The organism is Janthinobacterium svalbardense (genome assembly GCF_002327145.1).
Classification (GTDB): domain Bacteria; phylum Pseudomonadota; class Gammaproteobacteria; order Burkholderiales; family Burkholderiaceae_D; genus Janthinobacterium; species Janthinobacterium tructae.
The window spans coordinates 4,097,407-4,113,259 of sequence record NZ_CP023422.1 but is presented as its reverse complement, the minus strand read 5'-3'; the positions used below and the strand labels follow the sequence as shown (position 1 = coordinate 4,113,259).

17 protein-coding genes are annotated in these 15,853 nt (G+C 62.7%); 10 read left to right on the top strand and 7 right to left on the bottom strand.

What is annotated here, in order from left to right; genetic code table 11:
* Nucleotide 1 precedes the first annotated feature (1 nt).
* The 5 genes from mshL to CNX70_RS18145 all read left to right on the top strand — a co-directional run bounded on the left by mshL (nt 2) and on the right by CNX70_RS18145 (nt 5,428).
* A complete protein-coding gene (gene mshL, locus CNX70_RS18165) occupies nt 2–1,783 on the top strand; it encodes a pilus (MSHA type) biogenesis protein MshL (RefSeq protein ID WP_096235866.1) in 1,782 nt (593 codons plus the stop codon).
* Complete coding sequence (locus tag CNX70_RS18160) at nt 1,784–2,689, top strand: ExeA family protein (protein WP_096235864.1); 906 nt, start codon at nt 1,784–1,786, stop codon at nt 2,687–2,689.
* A gap of 17 nt (nt 2,690–2,706) precedes the next feature.
* A complete protein-coding gene (locus CNX70_RS18155; protein WP_244198849.1) occupies nt 2,707–3,798 on the top strand; it encodes a tetratricopeptide repeat protein in 1,092 nt (363 codons plus the stop codon).
* Nucleotides 3,799–3,851: 53 nt separating this feature from the next.
* The gene (locus CNX70_RS18150) at nt 3,852–4,499 is read left to right on the top strand and encodes a hypothetical protein (protein WP_157751108.1); all 648 of its coding nucleotides are present in this window, start codon (nt 3,852–3,854) and stop codon (nt 4,497–4,499) included.
* A 128-nt stretch (nt 4,500–4,627) separates the two neighbouring features.
* Entirely contained in the window at nt 4,628–5,428 is an 801-nt protein-coding gene (locus CNX70_RS18145; RefSeq protein WP_244198848.1) for an alpha/beta hydrolase, read from the top strand.
* A gap of 7 nt (nt 5,429–5,435) precedes the next feature.
* Here the strand turns inward: CNX70_RS18145 and CNX70_RS18140 are convergent, their stop codons facing one another.
* Both CNX70_RS18140 and CNX70_RS18135 read right to left on the bottom strand, forming a co-directional pair.
* Nucleotides 5,436–6,470 (bottom strand): serine hydrolase domain-containing protein, encoded by a 1,035-nt coding sequence (locus tag CNX70_RS18140; RefSeq protein ID WP_096235860.1) that lies wholly within the window; start codon nt 6,468–6,470, stop codon nt 5,436–5,438.
* A gap of 29 nt (nt 6,471–6,499) precedes the next feature.
* Nucleotides 6,500–7,351 (bottom strand): helix-turn-helix transcriptional regulator, encoded by an 852-nt coding sequence (locus CNX70_RS18135; RefSeq protein WP_096235859.1) that lies wholly within the window; start codon nt 7,349–7,351, stop codon nt 6,500–6,502.
* 183 nt (nt 7,352–7,534) lie between these two features.
* On the opposite strand from CNX70_RS18135, the gene CNX70_RS18130 reads away from it, so the two are divergent.
* Complete coding sequence (locus tag CNX70_RS18130) at nt 7,535–8,326, top strand: DUF2625 family protein (protein WP_244198847.1); 792 nt, start codon at nt 7,535–7,537, stop codon at nt 8,324–8,326.
* A gap of 262 nt (nt 8,327–8,588) precedes the next feature.
* On the top strand, nt 8,589–9,047 hold the full coding sequence (locus CNX70_RS18125; protein WP_157751106.1) for a nuclear transport factor 2 family protein: 459 nt from the start codon (nt 8,589–8,591) through the stop codon (nt 9,045–9,047).
* 39 nt (nt 9,048–9,086) lie between these two features.
* Here the strand turns inward: CNX70_RS18125 and CNX70_RS18120 are convergent, their stop codons facing one another.
* The 3 genes from CNX70_RS18120 to CNX70_RS18110 all read right to left on the bottom strand — a co-directional run bounded on the left by CNX70_RS18120 (nt 9,087) and on the right by CNX70_RS18110 (nt 11,934).
* Complete coding sequence (locus tag CNX70_RS18120) at nt 9,087–10,190, bottom strand: HD-GYP domain-containing protein (protein WP_096235856.1); 1,104 nt, start codon at nt 10,188–10,190, stop codon at nt 9,087–9,089.
* A gap of 47 nt (nt 10,191–10,237) precedes the next feature.
* The gene (locus CNX70_RS18115) at nt 10,238–11,416 is read right to left on the bottom strand and encodes a pyridoxal phosphate-dependent aminotransferase (protein ID WP_096235855.1); all 1,179 of its coding nucleotides are present in this window, start codon (nt 11,414–11,416) and stop codon (nt 10,238–10,240) included.
* An 83-nt stretch (nt 11,417–11,499) separates the two neighbouring features.
* Nucleotides 11,500–11,934 carry a putative toxin-antitoxin system toxin component, PIN family gene (locus CNX70_RS18110; protein WP_096235854.1) on the bottom strand — a complete coding sequence of 145 codons (435 nt, stop codon included), beginning with the start codon at nt 11,932–11,934 and terminating at the stop codon, nt 11,500–11,502.
* A gap of 30 nt (nt 11,935–11,964) precedes the next feature.
* Here CNX70_RS18110 and yaaA point away from each other — a divergent pair, with 30 nt between their 5' ends.
* A complete protein-coding gene (gene yaaA, locus CNX70_RS18105; RefSeq protein WP_096235853.1) occupies nt 11,965–12,735 on the top strand; it encodes a peroxide stress protein YaaA in 771 nt (256 codons plus the stop codon).
* Nucleotides 12,736–12,772: 37 nt separating this feature from the next.
* On the opposite strand, the gene CNX70_RS18100 is transcribed toward yaaA, so the two are convergent.
* On the bottom strand, nt 12,773–13,576 hold the full coding sequence (locus CNX70_RS18100; RefSeq protein ID WP_071076763.1) for an outer membrane protein assembly factor BamD: 804 nt from the start codon (nt 13,574–13,576) through the stop codon (nt 12,773–12,775).
* 89 nt (nt 13,577–13,665) lie between these two features.
* On the opposite strand from CNX70_RS18100, the gene CNX70_RS18095 reads away from it, so the two are divergent.
* Both CNX70_RS18095 and pgeF read left to right on the top strand, forming a co-directional pair.
* Entirely contained in the window at nt 13,666–14,691 is a 1,026-nt protein-coding gene (locus tag CNX70_RS18095; RefSeq protein WP_071076764.1) for an RluA family pseudouridine synthase, read from the top strand.
* Nucleotides 14,691–15,476, top strand: coding sequence for a peptidoglycan editing factor PgeF (pgeF, locus tag CNX70_RS18090; RefSeq protein ID WP_096235852.1), 786 nt, complete (start codon nt 14,691–14,693; stop codon nt 15,474–15,476). The genes CNX70_RS18095 and pgeF overlap by 1 nt, the downstream gene beginning before the upstream one ends.
* Nucleotides 15,477–15,492: 16 nt before the next feature.
* On the opposite strand, the gene CNX70_RS18085 is transcribed toward pgeF, so the two are convergent.
* On the bottom strand, nt 15,493–15,717 hold the full coding sequence (locus tag CNX70_RS18085; RefSeq protein ID WP_243420269.1) for a hypothetical protein: 225 nt from the start codon (nt 15,715–15,717) through the stop codon (nt 15,493–15,495).
* Nucleotides 15,718–15,853 lie beyond the last annotated feature (136 nt).

Below are 15,853 nucleotides of genomic sequence, written 5' to 3'. Positions count from 1 at the left end.
AATGCGGAAGATATTTGAAATAAGCAAGCGGGCAAGCGTCCTGGGACTTGCTGCGGGTTTGTGCGCCTGCAACGTCGCGCCTGTGAAGCGCGATACCTACAATGCGATCAAGGAGCAAGTGGCCGGCGCAGTGGCCACCACCAGCCCGGCGGCGCAGTCGGCAGCGGTGGAAAACGCGCTGCTGCCGCCGGCGTCCGCGCTGGCAGCGCAGTTGCCCAAGGCGCGCGGCGTGCTGGACGAGCGTTTCAATGTCGCATTCAACAACGTCCCGGCACGCCAGTTCTTTCACTCGCTGGTCAACGGCACGCGCTACAACATGCTCGTGCATCCGGATGTGCAGGGCAACATTTCCGCCAACCTGAAAGATGTGACGCTGTTCGAGGCGCTCGACGCCGTGCGCGAGATGTATGGCTATGATTACAAGGTCGATGGCACGCGCATTGCGATTCGGCCCCTGACCATGCAAACCCGCATGTTCCAGGTCAATTACCTGACGGGCAACCGCAAGGGCACGTCGAATTTGCGCGTCTCATCGACATCAGTGGGGAATGCCGGTCCCAGCAATAACCAGTCGGGGCAGTCCAGCCAGCAGAGCCAGCCGCAGCAGCCAGGCCAGCCAGGCCAGCCCGGCAGCCAGGTGGCGCTCGATAGTTCCAACCTGAGTACCACGTCGGACAGCAATTTCTGGGTCGAACTGAAGGAGTCGCTGGGCGCCATCATTGGCGGTACGGCCGACGGCCGCAAGGTGGTGATCAGCCCGCAGTCCGGCGTCGTCGTGGTGCGCGGCATGCCCGACGAATTGCGCGCCGTCGATCTGTACCTGAAGGCGACGCAGTTGTCGGTGGACCGCCAGGTGATCCTGGAAGCCAAGATTCTCGAAGTGGAACTGAACGATAATTTCCAGACCGGCATCAACTGGGCCTCGTTTGCCTCCATCAAGAGCGGCCACACGAACCGCATCTCGACGGGATTCATCCAGCCGGGCGGTACCCTGGCGCCGCTGCCGTTCAACGGCGGCCAGCCGCCGAACATGACGAATGGCAGCGGCCTGACGGCCAGCAGTGGTTTTGGCTTGAGCTCGGCAGCCACGGCGGCCGGCTCGATGTTCGGCCTGGCCTTCCAGACAGCCAACTTTGCCGCCATGATTACCTTCCTGGAATCGCAAGGTGCCGTGCACGTGCTGTCGAGCCCGCGCATCGCCACCATGAACAACCAGAAGGCCGTGCTGAAGATAGGCACGGACGAATTCTTCGTCACCGGCGTGAGCACCACCGTGACGTCGACCGGCACTGCGGGCGGCACCACCTCCAGCCCGAACGTCACCCTGCAGCCCTTCTTTTCCGGGGTGGTGCTGGACGTGACGCCGCAGATCGACGAGCAGGGCAATATCATCCTGCACGTGCATCCGTCCGTCAGCCAGGTCACCACCGTCAACAAGCAAATCGACCTGGGCAGCGCCGGTTCGCTGAAATTGCCGCTGGCCGCCTCCAGCACGTCCGAGATGGACAGCATGGTGCGCAGCCAGGATGGACGCATCGTCGCCATCGGCGGCCTGATGCGCCAGGCCACCACCTCGGACCGCTCGCAAGTGCCGGGCGCGGGTGATATTCCCGTACTGGGCGCCTTGTTCCGCAACACGGGGCAAGTGATACAGAAGCGCGAACTGGTGGTGCTGATCAAGCCGACCATCGTCGAGGGCGCCAACAGCTGGAACGAGGATTTGCTCGATTCGGGCAAGCGCATCGAGGCGCTCGACCCGCGCCGTCCATCGGAGCGGCGCTAAATGTACCAGGCCCATTTCGGCTTGCGCGAGGCGCCGTTCGGCCTCACGCCCGATACCAGTTTCTTCTTCAACGGCCCGCAGTCGCAAAAGGCGCTCAACACCTTGCTGGTGGCGGCGCGCAATGGCGAGGGCTTCATCAAGATCACTGGCGAAGTGGGTACTGGTAAAACCTTTTTGTGCCGCAAGTTCATGCAATCGCTGGGGCCGGATTTCGTCACGGCCTACATCCCGAATCCGAACTTGCCGCCCCGTTCGCTGATCAGGGCCCTGGCGGACGACCTCGATGTGCTGCTGGAGAAAGATGCTGATCAGCATCAGCTGCTCAAGTCGCTCAACTTGCGTTTGCTCAACCTGGCGGCGCAGGGCAAGCGCGTGCTGCTGTGCCTGGATGAAGCGCAGGCGATTCCCGTCGACAGCCTGGAAGCCTTGCGCCTGCTGACGAACCTGGAAACGGAAAAGCGCAAGCTGTTGCAAATCGTGCTGTTCGGCCAGCCCGAGCTGGACGTCAAGCTGGCCCTGCCGGAAATCCGCCAGCTGACGCAGCGCATCACCTTTCACTATCACCTGGGGCCCTTGTCGCGCGACGACGTGGATTTTTATGTGTCGCACCGCCTGCGCGTGGCCGGTTTCGATGGCGCGCGCCTGTTCAGCCGTGGCGGCGTGAGCAAGCTGTACAAGGCTTCCGGCGGCATCCCGCGCCTGATCAACATCATGGCGCACAAGGCGCTGATGGTGGCGTACGGCGAAGGCCGGCAGCAGGTCAGCGCACGCCACGTGGCGCTGGCCGCCAGCGATACTCTGGCCAGCAAGCCGCGCCGCTTCTGGCAGCGGCCGTGGCCTTGGCTGGCTGGCACCGGCGTGCTGGCCGCCGCCTGCGGCGTGAGCTGGACCTTATTGAACCGATGACGAAGATGAGCCTGTAGATGAGCCTGATTAACAAGATGTTGCAAGACCTCGATGCGCGCGGCACCCCCGATGGGCGCGGCGACGCAGCCGGCATCCGCTCCGTGCCCGAACGCGAGCGGGGCCGGGGCGTTTCGCGCGCGCTGGTCTTCGGCGGCGCGGCCGGCCTGACGGCTGCCGCCATCGCCCTCGGCTGGGTTTACCTGAAGCGCCCGGCCGTGCCGCCCGTGCTGGTCAGCGTGGCCAACACGCCGCTGCCGGTGGCGGCACCGCTACCCGTGCCGCTACCCGTACCGGTATCTGCGCCTGTGGTTGCGCCGGTCGCTGCGCCGGCGCCGGTCGCTACGGCGCCGCTGGCACCCGAGCCGGTGTTGCAGGCCGCGGAGACGGTCGCGCCAGCCAAGCTGCGCGCTGCCGAAATGCGCCGCATCACGCAACAACCCGCCAGGCCTGCCGCCGCGCCCGTGCTGAAGACGCCAGCGCCCGCCGCCAGCGAACGCATCCTCGACGGCAAACAAGTCACGCCGCAGCAGCGCGTAGAGAATGAATACCGGCGCGCGCTGGGCCAGTTGCAGGATGGCCGCGTCTCGGAAGCGCTGGCCGGCTTGCAGCAGACCCTGCAGCTGGACCCGCGCCACCAGGGCGCGCGCGAAACCCTGGTGCGTCTGCTGCTCGAAGCGCAGCGCCCCGACGACGCGGCGCGCCAATTGCAGTTGAGTCTGGCATTCGACCCGAAACAGCCGGCGCAGGCGATGATGCTGGCCCGCTTGCAGCTGGACAAAGCCAACGGCGGTGCGGCGGCCCTCGATACCCTCACGCGCAGCCTGCCGTACGCCGCCGATAACGGCGATTACCGCGCCTTCCTGGCCGGCGTGCTGCAGCGCGAGCAGCGCTACCGCGAAGCGGCCGAACACTATCAGCTGGCCCTGCAGACGGCGCCCGACAACAGCGTCTGGTGGATGGGCCTGGGCATCGCCTTGCAAGCGGACAACCACCCGGCCCAGGCGCGCCAGGCGTTCGAGCGGGCCAAGGGCTTGCAAACCCTGTCGCCCCAGTTGCAGGCGTTTGTCGAGCGCAAGCTGGTGCAGTTGACGGCGGCTGCGACGAAGTAACTTTCACCTCCACCGCAAGCGACATCGCGGGCTGTGGGGCGGACTTGTACCACATGACTGAAACGGGTGACTCCGCAAACAAGATGACCACTGCCTGGAAATTCCACGATGCTCCCAACACTGCCTGCTTCACGACCACGGAAGTATTGAACGGTGCTCCCATCGTGCATGTCTCCCATGATTACGAAGGGGATTGGCAATTTTACGGCGCGTCCGACGCAACGGCGTCGAGTTCCGCCAAGATCGCCAGTCTGGCTGCTCTGATCGGCACGAATGACTTGCTGGCAGACCTGCATGACCTGCCCTATGGCTGGAGCGCGCACTGGAATGCTGGCGCGGGAAACTGGGAGCGTTTCAAGGACCATCCATTTCCCTCGTTTGCCGAGCAAGGCTATTACCTGGAAGACGCCATCTGGCTTGCCCAGTACTTGACAGATATCCAGCCACCGCCGGCCGCAGTACGCGATGCGCTACCCATCGGTGCGTACGTAAAACTGGTTTTTCGCTTCGCCGCCGAAGAAGGTGCGCGCGCTGATGGCCAGTGCGAAAGAATGTGGGTACGAGTGACCGGTATCGATGAAGAGGAAGGCTGCTACACCGGCACCATCGAGAATGATCCACAGCATTTGGCCGCCAGATACGGCGACCTGATCGCGTTTCATCCCGTGCATGTGGCAGACCTTGCTCGTGAACAGGCATGAAAGGAAGCGCCGTGCGACACGAACGCGAAGGTGCCTGTTTCGTTACCGCAGGCCTGCTCATTGCGGTGTGTTTTTTTTCCAATGGCGCTTTGGCTGCCCCTGCCAGCTACGTTCTGGACAATACGGAAGTGCGCGACATCAGAGCGCAAGCTTTGAAGCGCGACTACCAGGTATATGTCGCCTTGCCCGATTCCTATCGGCAGGGAAATAATCGCTATCCGGTGCTGTTCGTCGTCGACGCCAATTACGCGTTCGCCATCGTGCGCAATATCGCGCAGCGCCTGAACAGGCATGCGGGAATGGAAGAGGTGGTAGTGGTCGGCCTGTCGTACGCCAACGGCGATGGCGGGGTGTACAGCCGCCGCCGCGATTACACGCCGACCACGCCGCGCAAGCACGACTACCGCTCGGACATGCCGGGGCGGCAACCGGCGTTCGGCGAAGCGAAGGCCTACGGCCAGTTCGTCTCGGGCGAGGTGTTCCCCTTCATTGCCCAACATTACCGCGTGAACATGCAGCGCAAGGTGTTTATCGGCCACTCCTACGGCAGCCTGCTGGGCCTGCAATTTCTGCTCACCGAACCGCGCACCTTCGAGCACTACATCCTCGGCAGTCCGTCGCTGTGGTACGACGCCGGCATCATGTTCGAGCGCGAGCAGGCGTATGCCGCCAGCCACAAGGACTTGCCCGCGTCCGTGTTCTTCGGCATCGGCGGCCTGGAAAAGCTGGCGCCAGGCAAAAAGCGTTCGCGTTCGGAGGAAGAGGCCGACATGTTGGCGGACGTGCGCGAGTTCGACGGGAAGTGGAAATCGCACAAGTACCCCGGCCTGAAGACGCGCCTGCGCGTCTTCGAGGATGAAGATCACGCGAGCGTGTTTCCTTTTGTGCTGACGCATGGCTTGCGGGCGTATTTGACGTCCGCAAAATGAAAGGCGCTCAGGGGCGCATCAATGCCGGCATGATCAGCTTGGTCAGCAATTTTTCGCTGAGCGCGTGGGCGTCGCGTACCTGGAAGTTGGTCGTGGTGATGACGACCACCGCATCGAGTTCCGGCAGGACGAGCACTTTATTGCCGCCAGAACCTGCCATCCCATAGCTTTGCACCGTGCGGCCATTGGCCGTGAACGGTTGCAACCACCACAGATAACCGTAGTCCATGCCTTCACGCGCGTTGGCATGGGGCGCGATCGAGCGCTTGACCCATTCAGCCGGTATCACCTGCTTGCCATTCCAGCGTCCGCCGTCGAGGTAGAGCTGGCCAAGCTTCATCAGGTCCACGCTGCGCAGTTGCAGTCCGCCGCCCGTCATGGCGCTGCCCTTGGGCTGGAGTTGCCATTTCACCTTGTCGATGCCAAGCGGCTTGAACAGGTTGGCGGCAGCGAAGTCCGGCACGCTCTGGCTGCTCACTTTTTCAAGCAGCGGTCCCAGCAGGGTTACGCCTGCCGTGCAGTAGCTCCAGGCGCGGCCATGCGGCGATTGCTCGGGGCGGGGCTGCCATTCGGGAAAGCCGCGGATCGGCAGGTCGGCCACGAAACGGCTCCAGTCTTCCACCAGATACATGCGCTCTTCGTTGCCGCGCGAATGCTGGTTGTCGTCGTCGCATTCGAGCAGCGAGCTCATGGTCAATAAGTCCTCGACCGTGATCTTGTCCTTGCGCGGGTCGGCATGGGCCAGCGGCCGCAGTTCCGGAAAGTGTGGCAGCACGGGAGTATCGGCGCGCAACAGCTTGCGCTCGATGGCCAGGCCGACCAGCATGCCCGCCACCGTCTTGCCAACCGAGCGCGTGTTGCGCAGGCTGTCGGCGCCATCCTTGTCGAAGTAGTGTTCGTAGAGCAGTTTGCCATGCTGTGCCACGACGACGCTGGTGACCTGCTTGAAGTCGCCCGCGTCGATGGCGGTGGTAACGCCGTCCAGTTCGCCCGCGTGGACGTTGCTGCCGCAGGCCAGAAGAAGGGGGAGGTATCGCAACATGGTGTACTCCTGAGTTGGAAAAGGCCAGTCTAGTCTTGCAAACCAAGCATTGTCTTGGACGTTTGAAACATTTGGCGGCGATAGTTGCTGGGTGTCATGCCGTAGCGGGCCTGGAAGGCGCGGCTCATGTGGCTCTGGTCGGCGAAGCCCACGCTCAGCGCCACGTCGGCCATGCTCAGTTCCGGACGGTGCAGCAGGCCGCAGGCTTGATCGACGCGGCGCCAGCGCAGCAGGTCTCCCGGCGAACAGCCCCAGGCCTGGCGGAAGACGCGGGCCAGGTGCACGGGATGCACGCCCAGGGCAGCGGCCACGTCGGCAATACGCAGATGCCTGTCGTTGGCCAGGTCCATCACCGCTTCATAGGCTTGGTGGGCCCAGGCGGGCAGCGATGGGCGCGTCTTCTGGGGCGTCCTGTGTAGGCTGGCCAGCATCTCCCACGCGCCCGCTTCCAGCAGCGCGGCATCGCCGCCGCGACCGATTTCGCGCGCGAGCCGGAAGGCGGCAGCCGCGCTGGCGGTATCGCGCAACACGGTGGCGCATTCCTGGGCCGCATGCAATTCTTCGGCGCCCGACAGCTGGGCTGGGTCGAGCGATACAGTCATGAAGCCGCCTTTGCCATCGACGAAGCGGTCGCGGTGCGTCGTGCCTGCAGGATTGAAGACGAGGGTGGGTGACGGCGCGCGTGCCGGGGCGTGGAGGGCGCTGGAAATATACGTGCCGGACAGCACGAAGACGAAGTGGGCATCGTCATGCCGTTGCGTTTCGACTTCGTCCTCGCCACGCGTGGCCTTCAGGCGGCGGATATCGAAGATGCTGCCGCGCGCTCCGTGATGCACATCGCCATAGAATTGGCCGGACTTGAACTGGAGTGGAGTGGTCATATCGGCATGGTATGTGCGCCCGCCCGGATGGGCGAGCGCGGGCCGACGAATAGCGCCAGACGCAGGATGAGCGGTCGATTCAGGGGAATGCGCGGGATGTCGGACGGCGCCACCGAGCCGGCTTTCCGGGGCCGGCGGCAGCCGTGCAGGGAAGGGTATGTGTAAAATCTGCGGAGCATTCAGATGTCGTCATCGATACTGGATCGCGCCAGGGGCGAGCGGCAGGAATGCCTGGCGGTGAGCGCCAGACAGTGCCAGCTTCGTCATGTATTCTCCGACCGCCGGGAGCGGTCGTCGATAAGGGCCGGTGCAATGCGTACATTGAATGAATTATTGGAGAGTGAAGACCCGGCGTTTCCGCTGATCAGGCAATGGGCCAGCGAGGCCGACTTGCCGGTGGAATTGCTGCCTCCCTCGGCCGGCAGGGAGGACGTGCTGCTGAGCCTGCAGGTAAGCACGCGTTCTCCCCTCGGCGCGATTGCCTATGAAACCGGGGGCATCCTAGTGGACGATGGCTGGTTACGCATATTGGGGTCTGGTCATGGCAAGCTGGCCCGGAACATTGCTATGTGGAATGAAGGAAAGGTCGAGGGTTTTCTGCTGGTGGCCGATGACGTGCTCGGCGGCTTTTTCGCCATCAATGGCGGCGCGCTCGGGCCCGATCAGGGCAATATGTATTACCTGGCCCCCGAGACGCTGGAGTGGGAAGCGCTGGAGATGGGCTTCACGACGTTTGTCGAATGGGCCTTTACCAGCCAGTTGCGGCAGTTTTACGGCCGGCAGCCTGGCGATGCGGATGGCTTTGAAGAATTGCCCTTGTCCGGCGAGCTATGCCTGAATTTTTATCCATTTCTGTGGACGCAAGAGGGTTCCCTCAAGACCAGTTCGCGGCGCGCCATTCCGGTGGAAGAGCAGTGGGCGCTCAACCTTGATCTGAAACAGAAGTTGCTGGATGCACCTGTTAGCGCGAGCTGACGCATGGCTTGCGGGCGTATTTGAAAGCATCGCGGTGAGCATCCCGATACCGCAATGGCGAGCGTGCAATCGATGCGGCGAAATGGCGTTTCAATCCCCCAATTGAGCAGTTTGTCGCACTGGCATGTGCCAGAAAATGGCAATCGGATAGCATACAGTGGGCTTCCTCATGATGAGTTGGCCGCAAGCGAGTGTTCGAGACTGGCGCTGCCGCAGTCATCAACGGATGCTTCTTCATGACCTCGACCTGGATGAAATACGCATGAAATTGACCCTTTCACATATTCTTTCTACCTGCCTGCTTGGCACCTTGGGCGCGATCGGTGGTGCGCAGGCGGCTCCCGCCGATGCCGAACTGCTGGCTTTGGTGCAGCGCCATGCACAGGCGCAGAATAATTTTGATCAAGTCGCCTTGAGAGCCACCACGGTCGAGAATTATGTGGAAATATCGCCGGTCGGCGAGGTGGACGGGCGTGAAAAAATGCTCTCCTTCTATGCGCCAGAGCAGAAACGGCCGAGTCCTCAACTCCAAGTCGATGAGCCGGTGGTGCGTCTTTTTGGCGATACGGCGGTCATCTCGACACGGCTGTCCTACCGCGTCAATCAGGACGCGGCTGTCCGTACCTTCGCCCTGCGCGCCGGGTATGTGGCTCGGCTTGTCGACAAGCAATGGCTACTCGTCAGCGCACAGTACACGGGCATCCGTCCACCGAAACCGTGAGCTGACATTTGGTCTGGCGCCCGGCGTTATCCAGGCAGCCTATAGCCGCGCCTCATCGCCCCACACATTGCGCATGCTGAAATGCACGCCCGCATCGTCTTCATGCAGCGACGAGACGATGGCGAACTGGCTGTCGCCCGTGTCGCGCGGCGTCATCTGCGCCAACTGGGCGGCAGGCAGCGGCGCGCCCAGCGGGTCGCTGAGTGGATGCACGTGGGCGGCGCCCCGCTGCGTGACGACGCCCAGTTCGCCGCTGCGCAGGCGGACTAATGTGCCGGGCGGATATTTGCCCAGCAGCTTGACGAACTGCTCCCCCAGCAGTGGGTCGATGGGTAGGCCCTGCTCGAGGAAGATGTGCTGCAGCGCCTGGTCGGGCACGATGGAACGGCGGTAGTTGCGCGCCGAGACACGGGCGCAGTAGCGGTCGGCCAGGCCGATCAATTTCGCGTTTTGCAAGATTTCATCGGCCGTGCGCCCCTGCGGGTAGCCGCTGCCGTCGTCGTTTTCATGGTGCAAGAGCACGCAACTGAGCCATTCCTCGTCGTCGACGCCGGCGCAGCGCAGCAGTTCCGTGCTTTCCTGCGGGTGCAGACGCACGATGCGCATTTCTTCGTCATTCAGGGGGCCGCGCCGGTCCTGGAAGCTGTCGTGGTGGCGCAGCATGCCCACGTTCATCGTCAGCGCGGCGGCGCCGATCAGTAACAGTTCATCGTGGGACTTGTGCATGCTGCGCCCCACCAGCATGGCCAGCAGCGCCGTTTCGATGCAGTGGCGCACGGCGTAGGTACCGGCGATCTGGTTGAGCAGGATGCTGGCCAGGGCGATATCGGCATCGTGCCCGAGCGCGCGCAGCAGGTCGCGGGCGATGTCGCGCACATCGCGCTCGGCATTGCTTTCGCTGCGCAAGTCCAGCAGCAAGCGTTCCAGGCGCTGCGCCGCTTCATTGAGCAAGCGCAAGACGGACGGCTGCTCCGGCGTGCCCACGTACAGACCCAGTTGCAGCAAGCGGCCCAGCTGCGCGCCATCCGTGATGATCTGCCCCTTGCGCAGTTGCGGGCCGGCACTCTGGTCAGCCAGAAACAGATCCCAGGGCAGGGGTTCGCCGGGAACCAGGTCGGCCGGGCCGATGCGACGCTGTACCATGCTGTCATCCTTTGCTCCGCCGTGGCGAAGCCATGCTCAGTGTTCGGTTATATGCTGCGCAGGCGTTCCAGCGCCAGGCGCAAGGTGTCGTCCTGCTTGGCAAAGCAGAAACGCACGATGCCCGATTCCTTGCCCTGCGCATAAAACGCGGAGACGGGGATGGCGGCCACCTTGATCTCGGCCGTCAGCCATTCGGCGAACTGCGCTTCGGTCTCTTGCGAAATGGCATCGTAGCGCACGCACTGGAAATACGTGCCGTCGGCCGGCAGCAGGCTGAAGCGGCTGCCCGCCAGGCCGTCGCGGAACAAATCGCGCTTGCGCTGGTAAAACGCGGGCAAGTCCAGGTAGGGCTGCGGCTTGGCCATGTAGCTGGCAATGCCGTGCTGCATCGGCGTGTTGACGGTAAATACGTTGTACTGGTGTACCTTGCGAAATTCCGCCGTCAGGGCTGCGGGCGCCGCCACATAGCCGACTTTCCAGCCCGTCACATGATATGTCTTGCCGAAGCTGGAAACGATGAAGCTGCGCGCCGCCAGTTCCGGGTGGCGCGCGAGCGACTCATGGCGCACGCCGTCATACACCATGTGCTCGTAGACTTCGTCGGACAAAATCAAAATTTGCGTGCCGCGCACGATGTCGGCCAGCGCGGCCACGTCGGCAGGGCGCAGGATGGTGCCCGTCGGATTGTGCGGTGTATTGATGATGATCAGGCGCGTTTTTGCGCTGACGGCAGCGGCCAGCTTGTCCCACGGCACGCTGTAGCCCTGTTCACCCACCTCCATGGAGACCAGCACGGGCACGCCGCCGGCCAGCGCGATGGCCGGCAGATAGCTGTCGTAGGCCGGTTCGATGACGATGACTTCGTCGCCCGGGTGCACGCAGCACAAAATGGCCGTGGTGAGAGCCTGCGTGGCGCCGGCCGTGACGGTGATTTCCGTGCCGGCATCATAGCCGTGGCCGTACAGGCTGGCGATCTTCGCGGCAATCGCCTCGCGCAAGGGGGCGGCGCCCGTCATCTGCGGGTACTGGTTGTGGCCGGCGCGCATGGCGTCGCTGACGAGATCGACCAGGGCCGGGTCGCAATCGAAGTCGGGAAAGCCCTGGCCCAGGTTGACGGCGCCATGCCGGGCCGCCAAGCTGGACATGCGGGTAAACACGGTGGTGCCCACGAGAGGCAGGCGCGAGGTCAGGGTGGGAGTCGTGCAGGGCAGGGACGGGCTGTTCATGAACGGTAGGGTCGCGGTGCGTAAAGTGGAATCGTGTCCCATTCTAGCGCAGCGCGCCCCGTCGCGTGTGGGGCTTTGGCGGCTCAGCCTGGCAAGGCCCAGCCTTCCGGCAGCATGATCTTGAACATGCCGGCCTTGGCCGTCTTGCGGGCCAGTTTCAGCAGCGCCTTGTCTTTGGTGATGAGGATGTCGGCGTTGGCGTCGCGTGCCAGTTCGAGGAATTTCTGGTCATCCTTGTCCGTGCAGACGGGCAGGCGCACGCCCGACACGGGCGGCGCCACCACGCTGATGTGGGCGTCGAAGCGGGCGGCGGCAACGGCGCGGCTGGCTTCATCGAGCGGCAGATGTTTGTAATGCAATACGACCAGATATTCTGCGCGGCAATCTTCGCGCGTGATGGCGTGCACGGCGCCGCTTTCCATGGCTGCCAGCAGGCCCGCCCAGCGCGGGTCGTTGAAGACGAACAGGTCGAGGCAAACGTTGGTGTCGAGGACGAGTTTTTGTGGAGCAGGTATCATGTCGGCAATTCTATTTTGTAGTGATAATTTATGTTGATCGTGCTTTCGCCCGCCAAGAGTCTCGACCTGGAGACGCCGCCAACGACCACGTTGCACAGCACCCCCGATTTTCTCGACCATTCTGCCCAGCTGATCGAGCGCATGCGCCAGTTTTCTCCTGGCGAAGTGGGCAGCCTGATGGGTATTTCCGACGCCTTGTCGGCCCTCAACGTGGCCCGCTACGCGTCCTGGACACCGCAGTTGACCGATGCGCACCAGGCGATCATGGCCTTCAATGGCGACGTGTACACGGGCTTCGGCGCGCGCAGCCTGCAGCCGGCCCAGCTCGACTATGCCCAGTCGCGCGTGCGCATCCTGTCGGGCCTGTACGGCTTGCTGCGCCCGCTGGACCTGATCCACCCGCACCGCCTGGAAATGGGCACGCGTTTGTCGACTGCGCGCGGCAAGGATTTGTATGCGTTCTGGGGTGACACCATCACCAACGGCCTGAACCGTACTGCGCAAGAGCAGGGCGCGAAAGTGCTGGTTAATCTTGCGTCCGAAGAATACTTCAAATCCGTCAAGCCGCGCCAGCTGGACGTGCCCGTCATCGCGCCCGTGTTCGAGGACTGGAAGAACGGCAAATATAAAATCATCTCGTTCTATGCCAAGCGCGCGCGCGGCATGCTGGCCCGCTATGCTGCCGTCAACGCCATCCGCGATCCCGAACAGCTGAAGCAGTTCGACGTCGATGGCTACGGTTTCGTGCCGGAAGCGTCAAACGACAAGAGCTGGGTGTTCCGGCGCAAAGTAGCTGAATAAGTAAAAAAACCGGGCTAGCCCGGTTTTTTATTGCAGCTTACTGCCAGAATTTCCACCACTTGCGTTCCTTGTTCACCCCTTCCGGGCTGAGGAATGCCGTGTTCGGGTAGTTCTTGGTCAGCACGCGCAAGGTGTCGTCGCGCAGGTCGGTCAAGCCCAGCTTGTCATACGAGCGGTACATGATGAACAGCGCTTCTTCGATGGCGGGCGAAGCGGCAAAGTCGCTGACCGTCGTTTGTGCGCGGTTGGCGGCGGCCAGGTAGGCGCCGCGGCGATAGTAATAACGCGCCACGTGCACTTCATATTTCGCCATTGCATCGATCAAATAGTTCATGCGGGCCAGCGAATCGGGCGCATATTTACTATTTGGAAACTTGTCGACCAGTTGCTTGAAGGCCGCAAACGCTTCGCGCGTGGCTTTCGGGTCGCGTTCGGTCGGATCTTGCTCGTACAGGAAGTTCAGGAAGCTGATCTGGTCGTTAAAGCTGATCAGGCCGCGCAAGTAGTACATATAGTCTACATTGGCGTGGTTCGGATGCAACTTGATGAAGCGTTCGACGGCAGCCAGTGCCTGCGCCTGGTCTCCCGCCTTATAATACGCGTAAGCGATCTCCATCTGCGCTTGCAGGGCATAGTTGCCGAAAGGATAGTTAGCCTCCAGCTTCTGGAACAGGCCGATTGCAGCTTCATAGTGCTGCCCGGCCATTTCTTCACGCGCCTCCGAGTATAATTTCGTAACGGACCAGTTTTTGGTCTCATCCACTTTTTCAGGCAACAAGCTGCAAGCGGACATGCCGAGCAGAACGACTGAAGCGACTACCAACGATAATTTTTTTTGCATGACGTTTTGCAAGAAGGTTTTAACCAAGATTTTACAATAGGCTGATTATAGCCGATGGGAATGCTGTGATATTAACTCCGAAGCCTAATTTGGCTGACTCCGCGTTTGACTCCCTTTCTGACCATGGCGCCGAAGATGCGTTTGACGGCGATTTTGCCGCCGACGACGCCTTCGAGATCATGGCCCCGATTACATTGGAACTGACGCCGGACGCCTGCGGCCACCGCCTCGATAAAGTCATCGCCCAGCTGGTGCCGCAATACTCGCGCAGCCGCTTGCAACTGTGGCTGGAAGCCGGTTTCGTGACCGTCGATGGAAAAGTTGCCAAACGCAACATGACCGCCTATGGCGACGAGAAGATCGTCATTCTGCCGCAAAGCGCGCCGGAAGACGAGGCTTTTAAGCCGGAAGCGATGGAATTGAACATCGTGCACGAAGATGAGCATATCATCGTGATCAACAAACCGGCCGGACTGGTCGTGCATCCGGGCCCCGGCAACTGGTCGGGCACCTTGCTCAACGGCTTGCTGCACCACTGTCCGCAACTGGCGGGCGTGCCGCGCGCCGGCATCGTGCACCGCCTGGACAAGGATACCAGCGGCCTGATGGTGGTCGGCAAGACCCTCGCTTCGCAGACGGACCTGGTGCGCCAGTTGCAGGCGCGCACCGTCAAGCGCGAGTATTTTGCGCTGGTGTGGGGCACGCCGAAAATGGCGGGCACCATCGACGCCTCCATCGCGCGCCACCCGCGCGACCGGGTCAAGATGGCTGTCTCGGAAAACTTTACCGCCAAGCCTGCCATCACGCACTATGAATTGATCGGCAGCGGCGAACTCGACCGCCGTCCCGTGAGTCTGATGCAATGCCGTCTGGAAACAGGCCGCACGCACCAGATTCGCGTGCACATGCAGCACCTGGGCTTTGCGCTGGTCGGTGACTCCGTGTACGGCAAGCAGCACCTGGTATCCGTCTTCTCGCGCCAGGCATTGCAGGCGCGCCGCCTGGGCCTCGTGCATCCGGGCACCCTGGAAGCGTGCGAATGGATCGTGCCGCTGGCCGATGATTTTGCGCAACTGATTGCCACCGCCGGCATTCCCGAGCCGGAACAGGTCTGATGACGTCACCGTTGCCTTGCATTACTCCCCATTGGCCCGGCCTGCCCGCGAACGTGGGCGCGCTGGCGACCGTGCGCGCGGGTGGCGTCAGCCAGGAAGCATATGGTGACGGGCAGGGCGGCGGTGGCTTGAACCTGGGCACGCACGTGGGCGACGAGCCCGCGCACGTGGCGGCCAACCGCGCGCGGCTGGCGGCCATGCTGCCGTCCGCACCGGCCTGGCTGTCGCAGGTGCATGGCGTGGCCGTGGCGGACGCGGCCAGCCTGGACGGCTGCGTGCCCGATGCCGACGCCAGCATCGCCACGCAGCCTGGCGCCGTGTGCGTCGTGATGACGGCCGATTGCCTGCCCGTGCTGTTCTGCTCGACGGACGGCCTGGTCGTTGGCGCGGCCCACGCGGGCTGGCGCGGCCTGGCCAACGGCGTCTTGCAGCACACGGTGTCCAGCATGCGGGCGCAGGGCGCGGGGGAAATCCTCGCCTGGCTGGGGCCAGCGATTGGCCCGCAGCAATTCGAAGTGGGACAGGACGTGCTGCAAGCGTTTCGCGACGGTGCGCGCGACGCTGCCGAGCGGCAAGTGTTATCGAATGCATTCGCCGCCATCGATGGCAAGCCGGGCAAGTACCTGGCCGATATCTATGCGCTGGCGCGCACCATGTTGCTGCGTGATGGCGTGGCGCAAGTGGCGGGCGGGGAATATTGCACCGTCAGCGATGCGGCGCAGTTTTACTCGTACCGGCGCGATGGCGTCACAGGAAGACAGGCCAGTTTGATCTGGCGCAAATAATCTGCACGGCAGACACTTATGTGTCTGCCGTTTTTGTTTTATCGTCTGCTGAGGCGAGCGCGCGCGCCTTCAATTCAGCGACGCGCTCAGCCTTGCGTTTGCGTCGCCGCGAGCCCGTCAGATAGAATAGGATGGACAGCGGGATGACGCAGTACAGCACGAAGGTCATTACCCCGGCAACGATGGACGGTTCCGTCAGCGCCATGAGGCCGACGACATAGATCCAGGCAACAGCGGTCATGAGCATCATTGGTATTGGCAGTCAGTAAGAGTTTGCATGCAGGTGATCCAAAAGTATTTATTTTTCGACTACGTTTCGGCGCCTAACAAAACCGTAGCGAGCGGAAGGGAGAGGTGGCTAAGAAGCGCAACCGTAC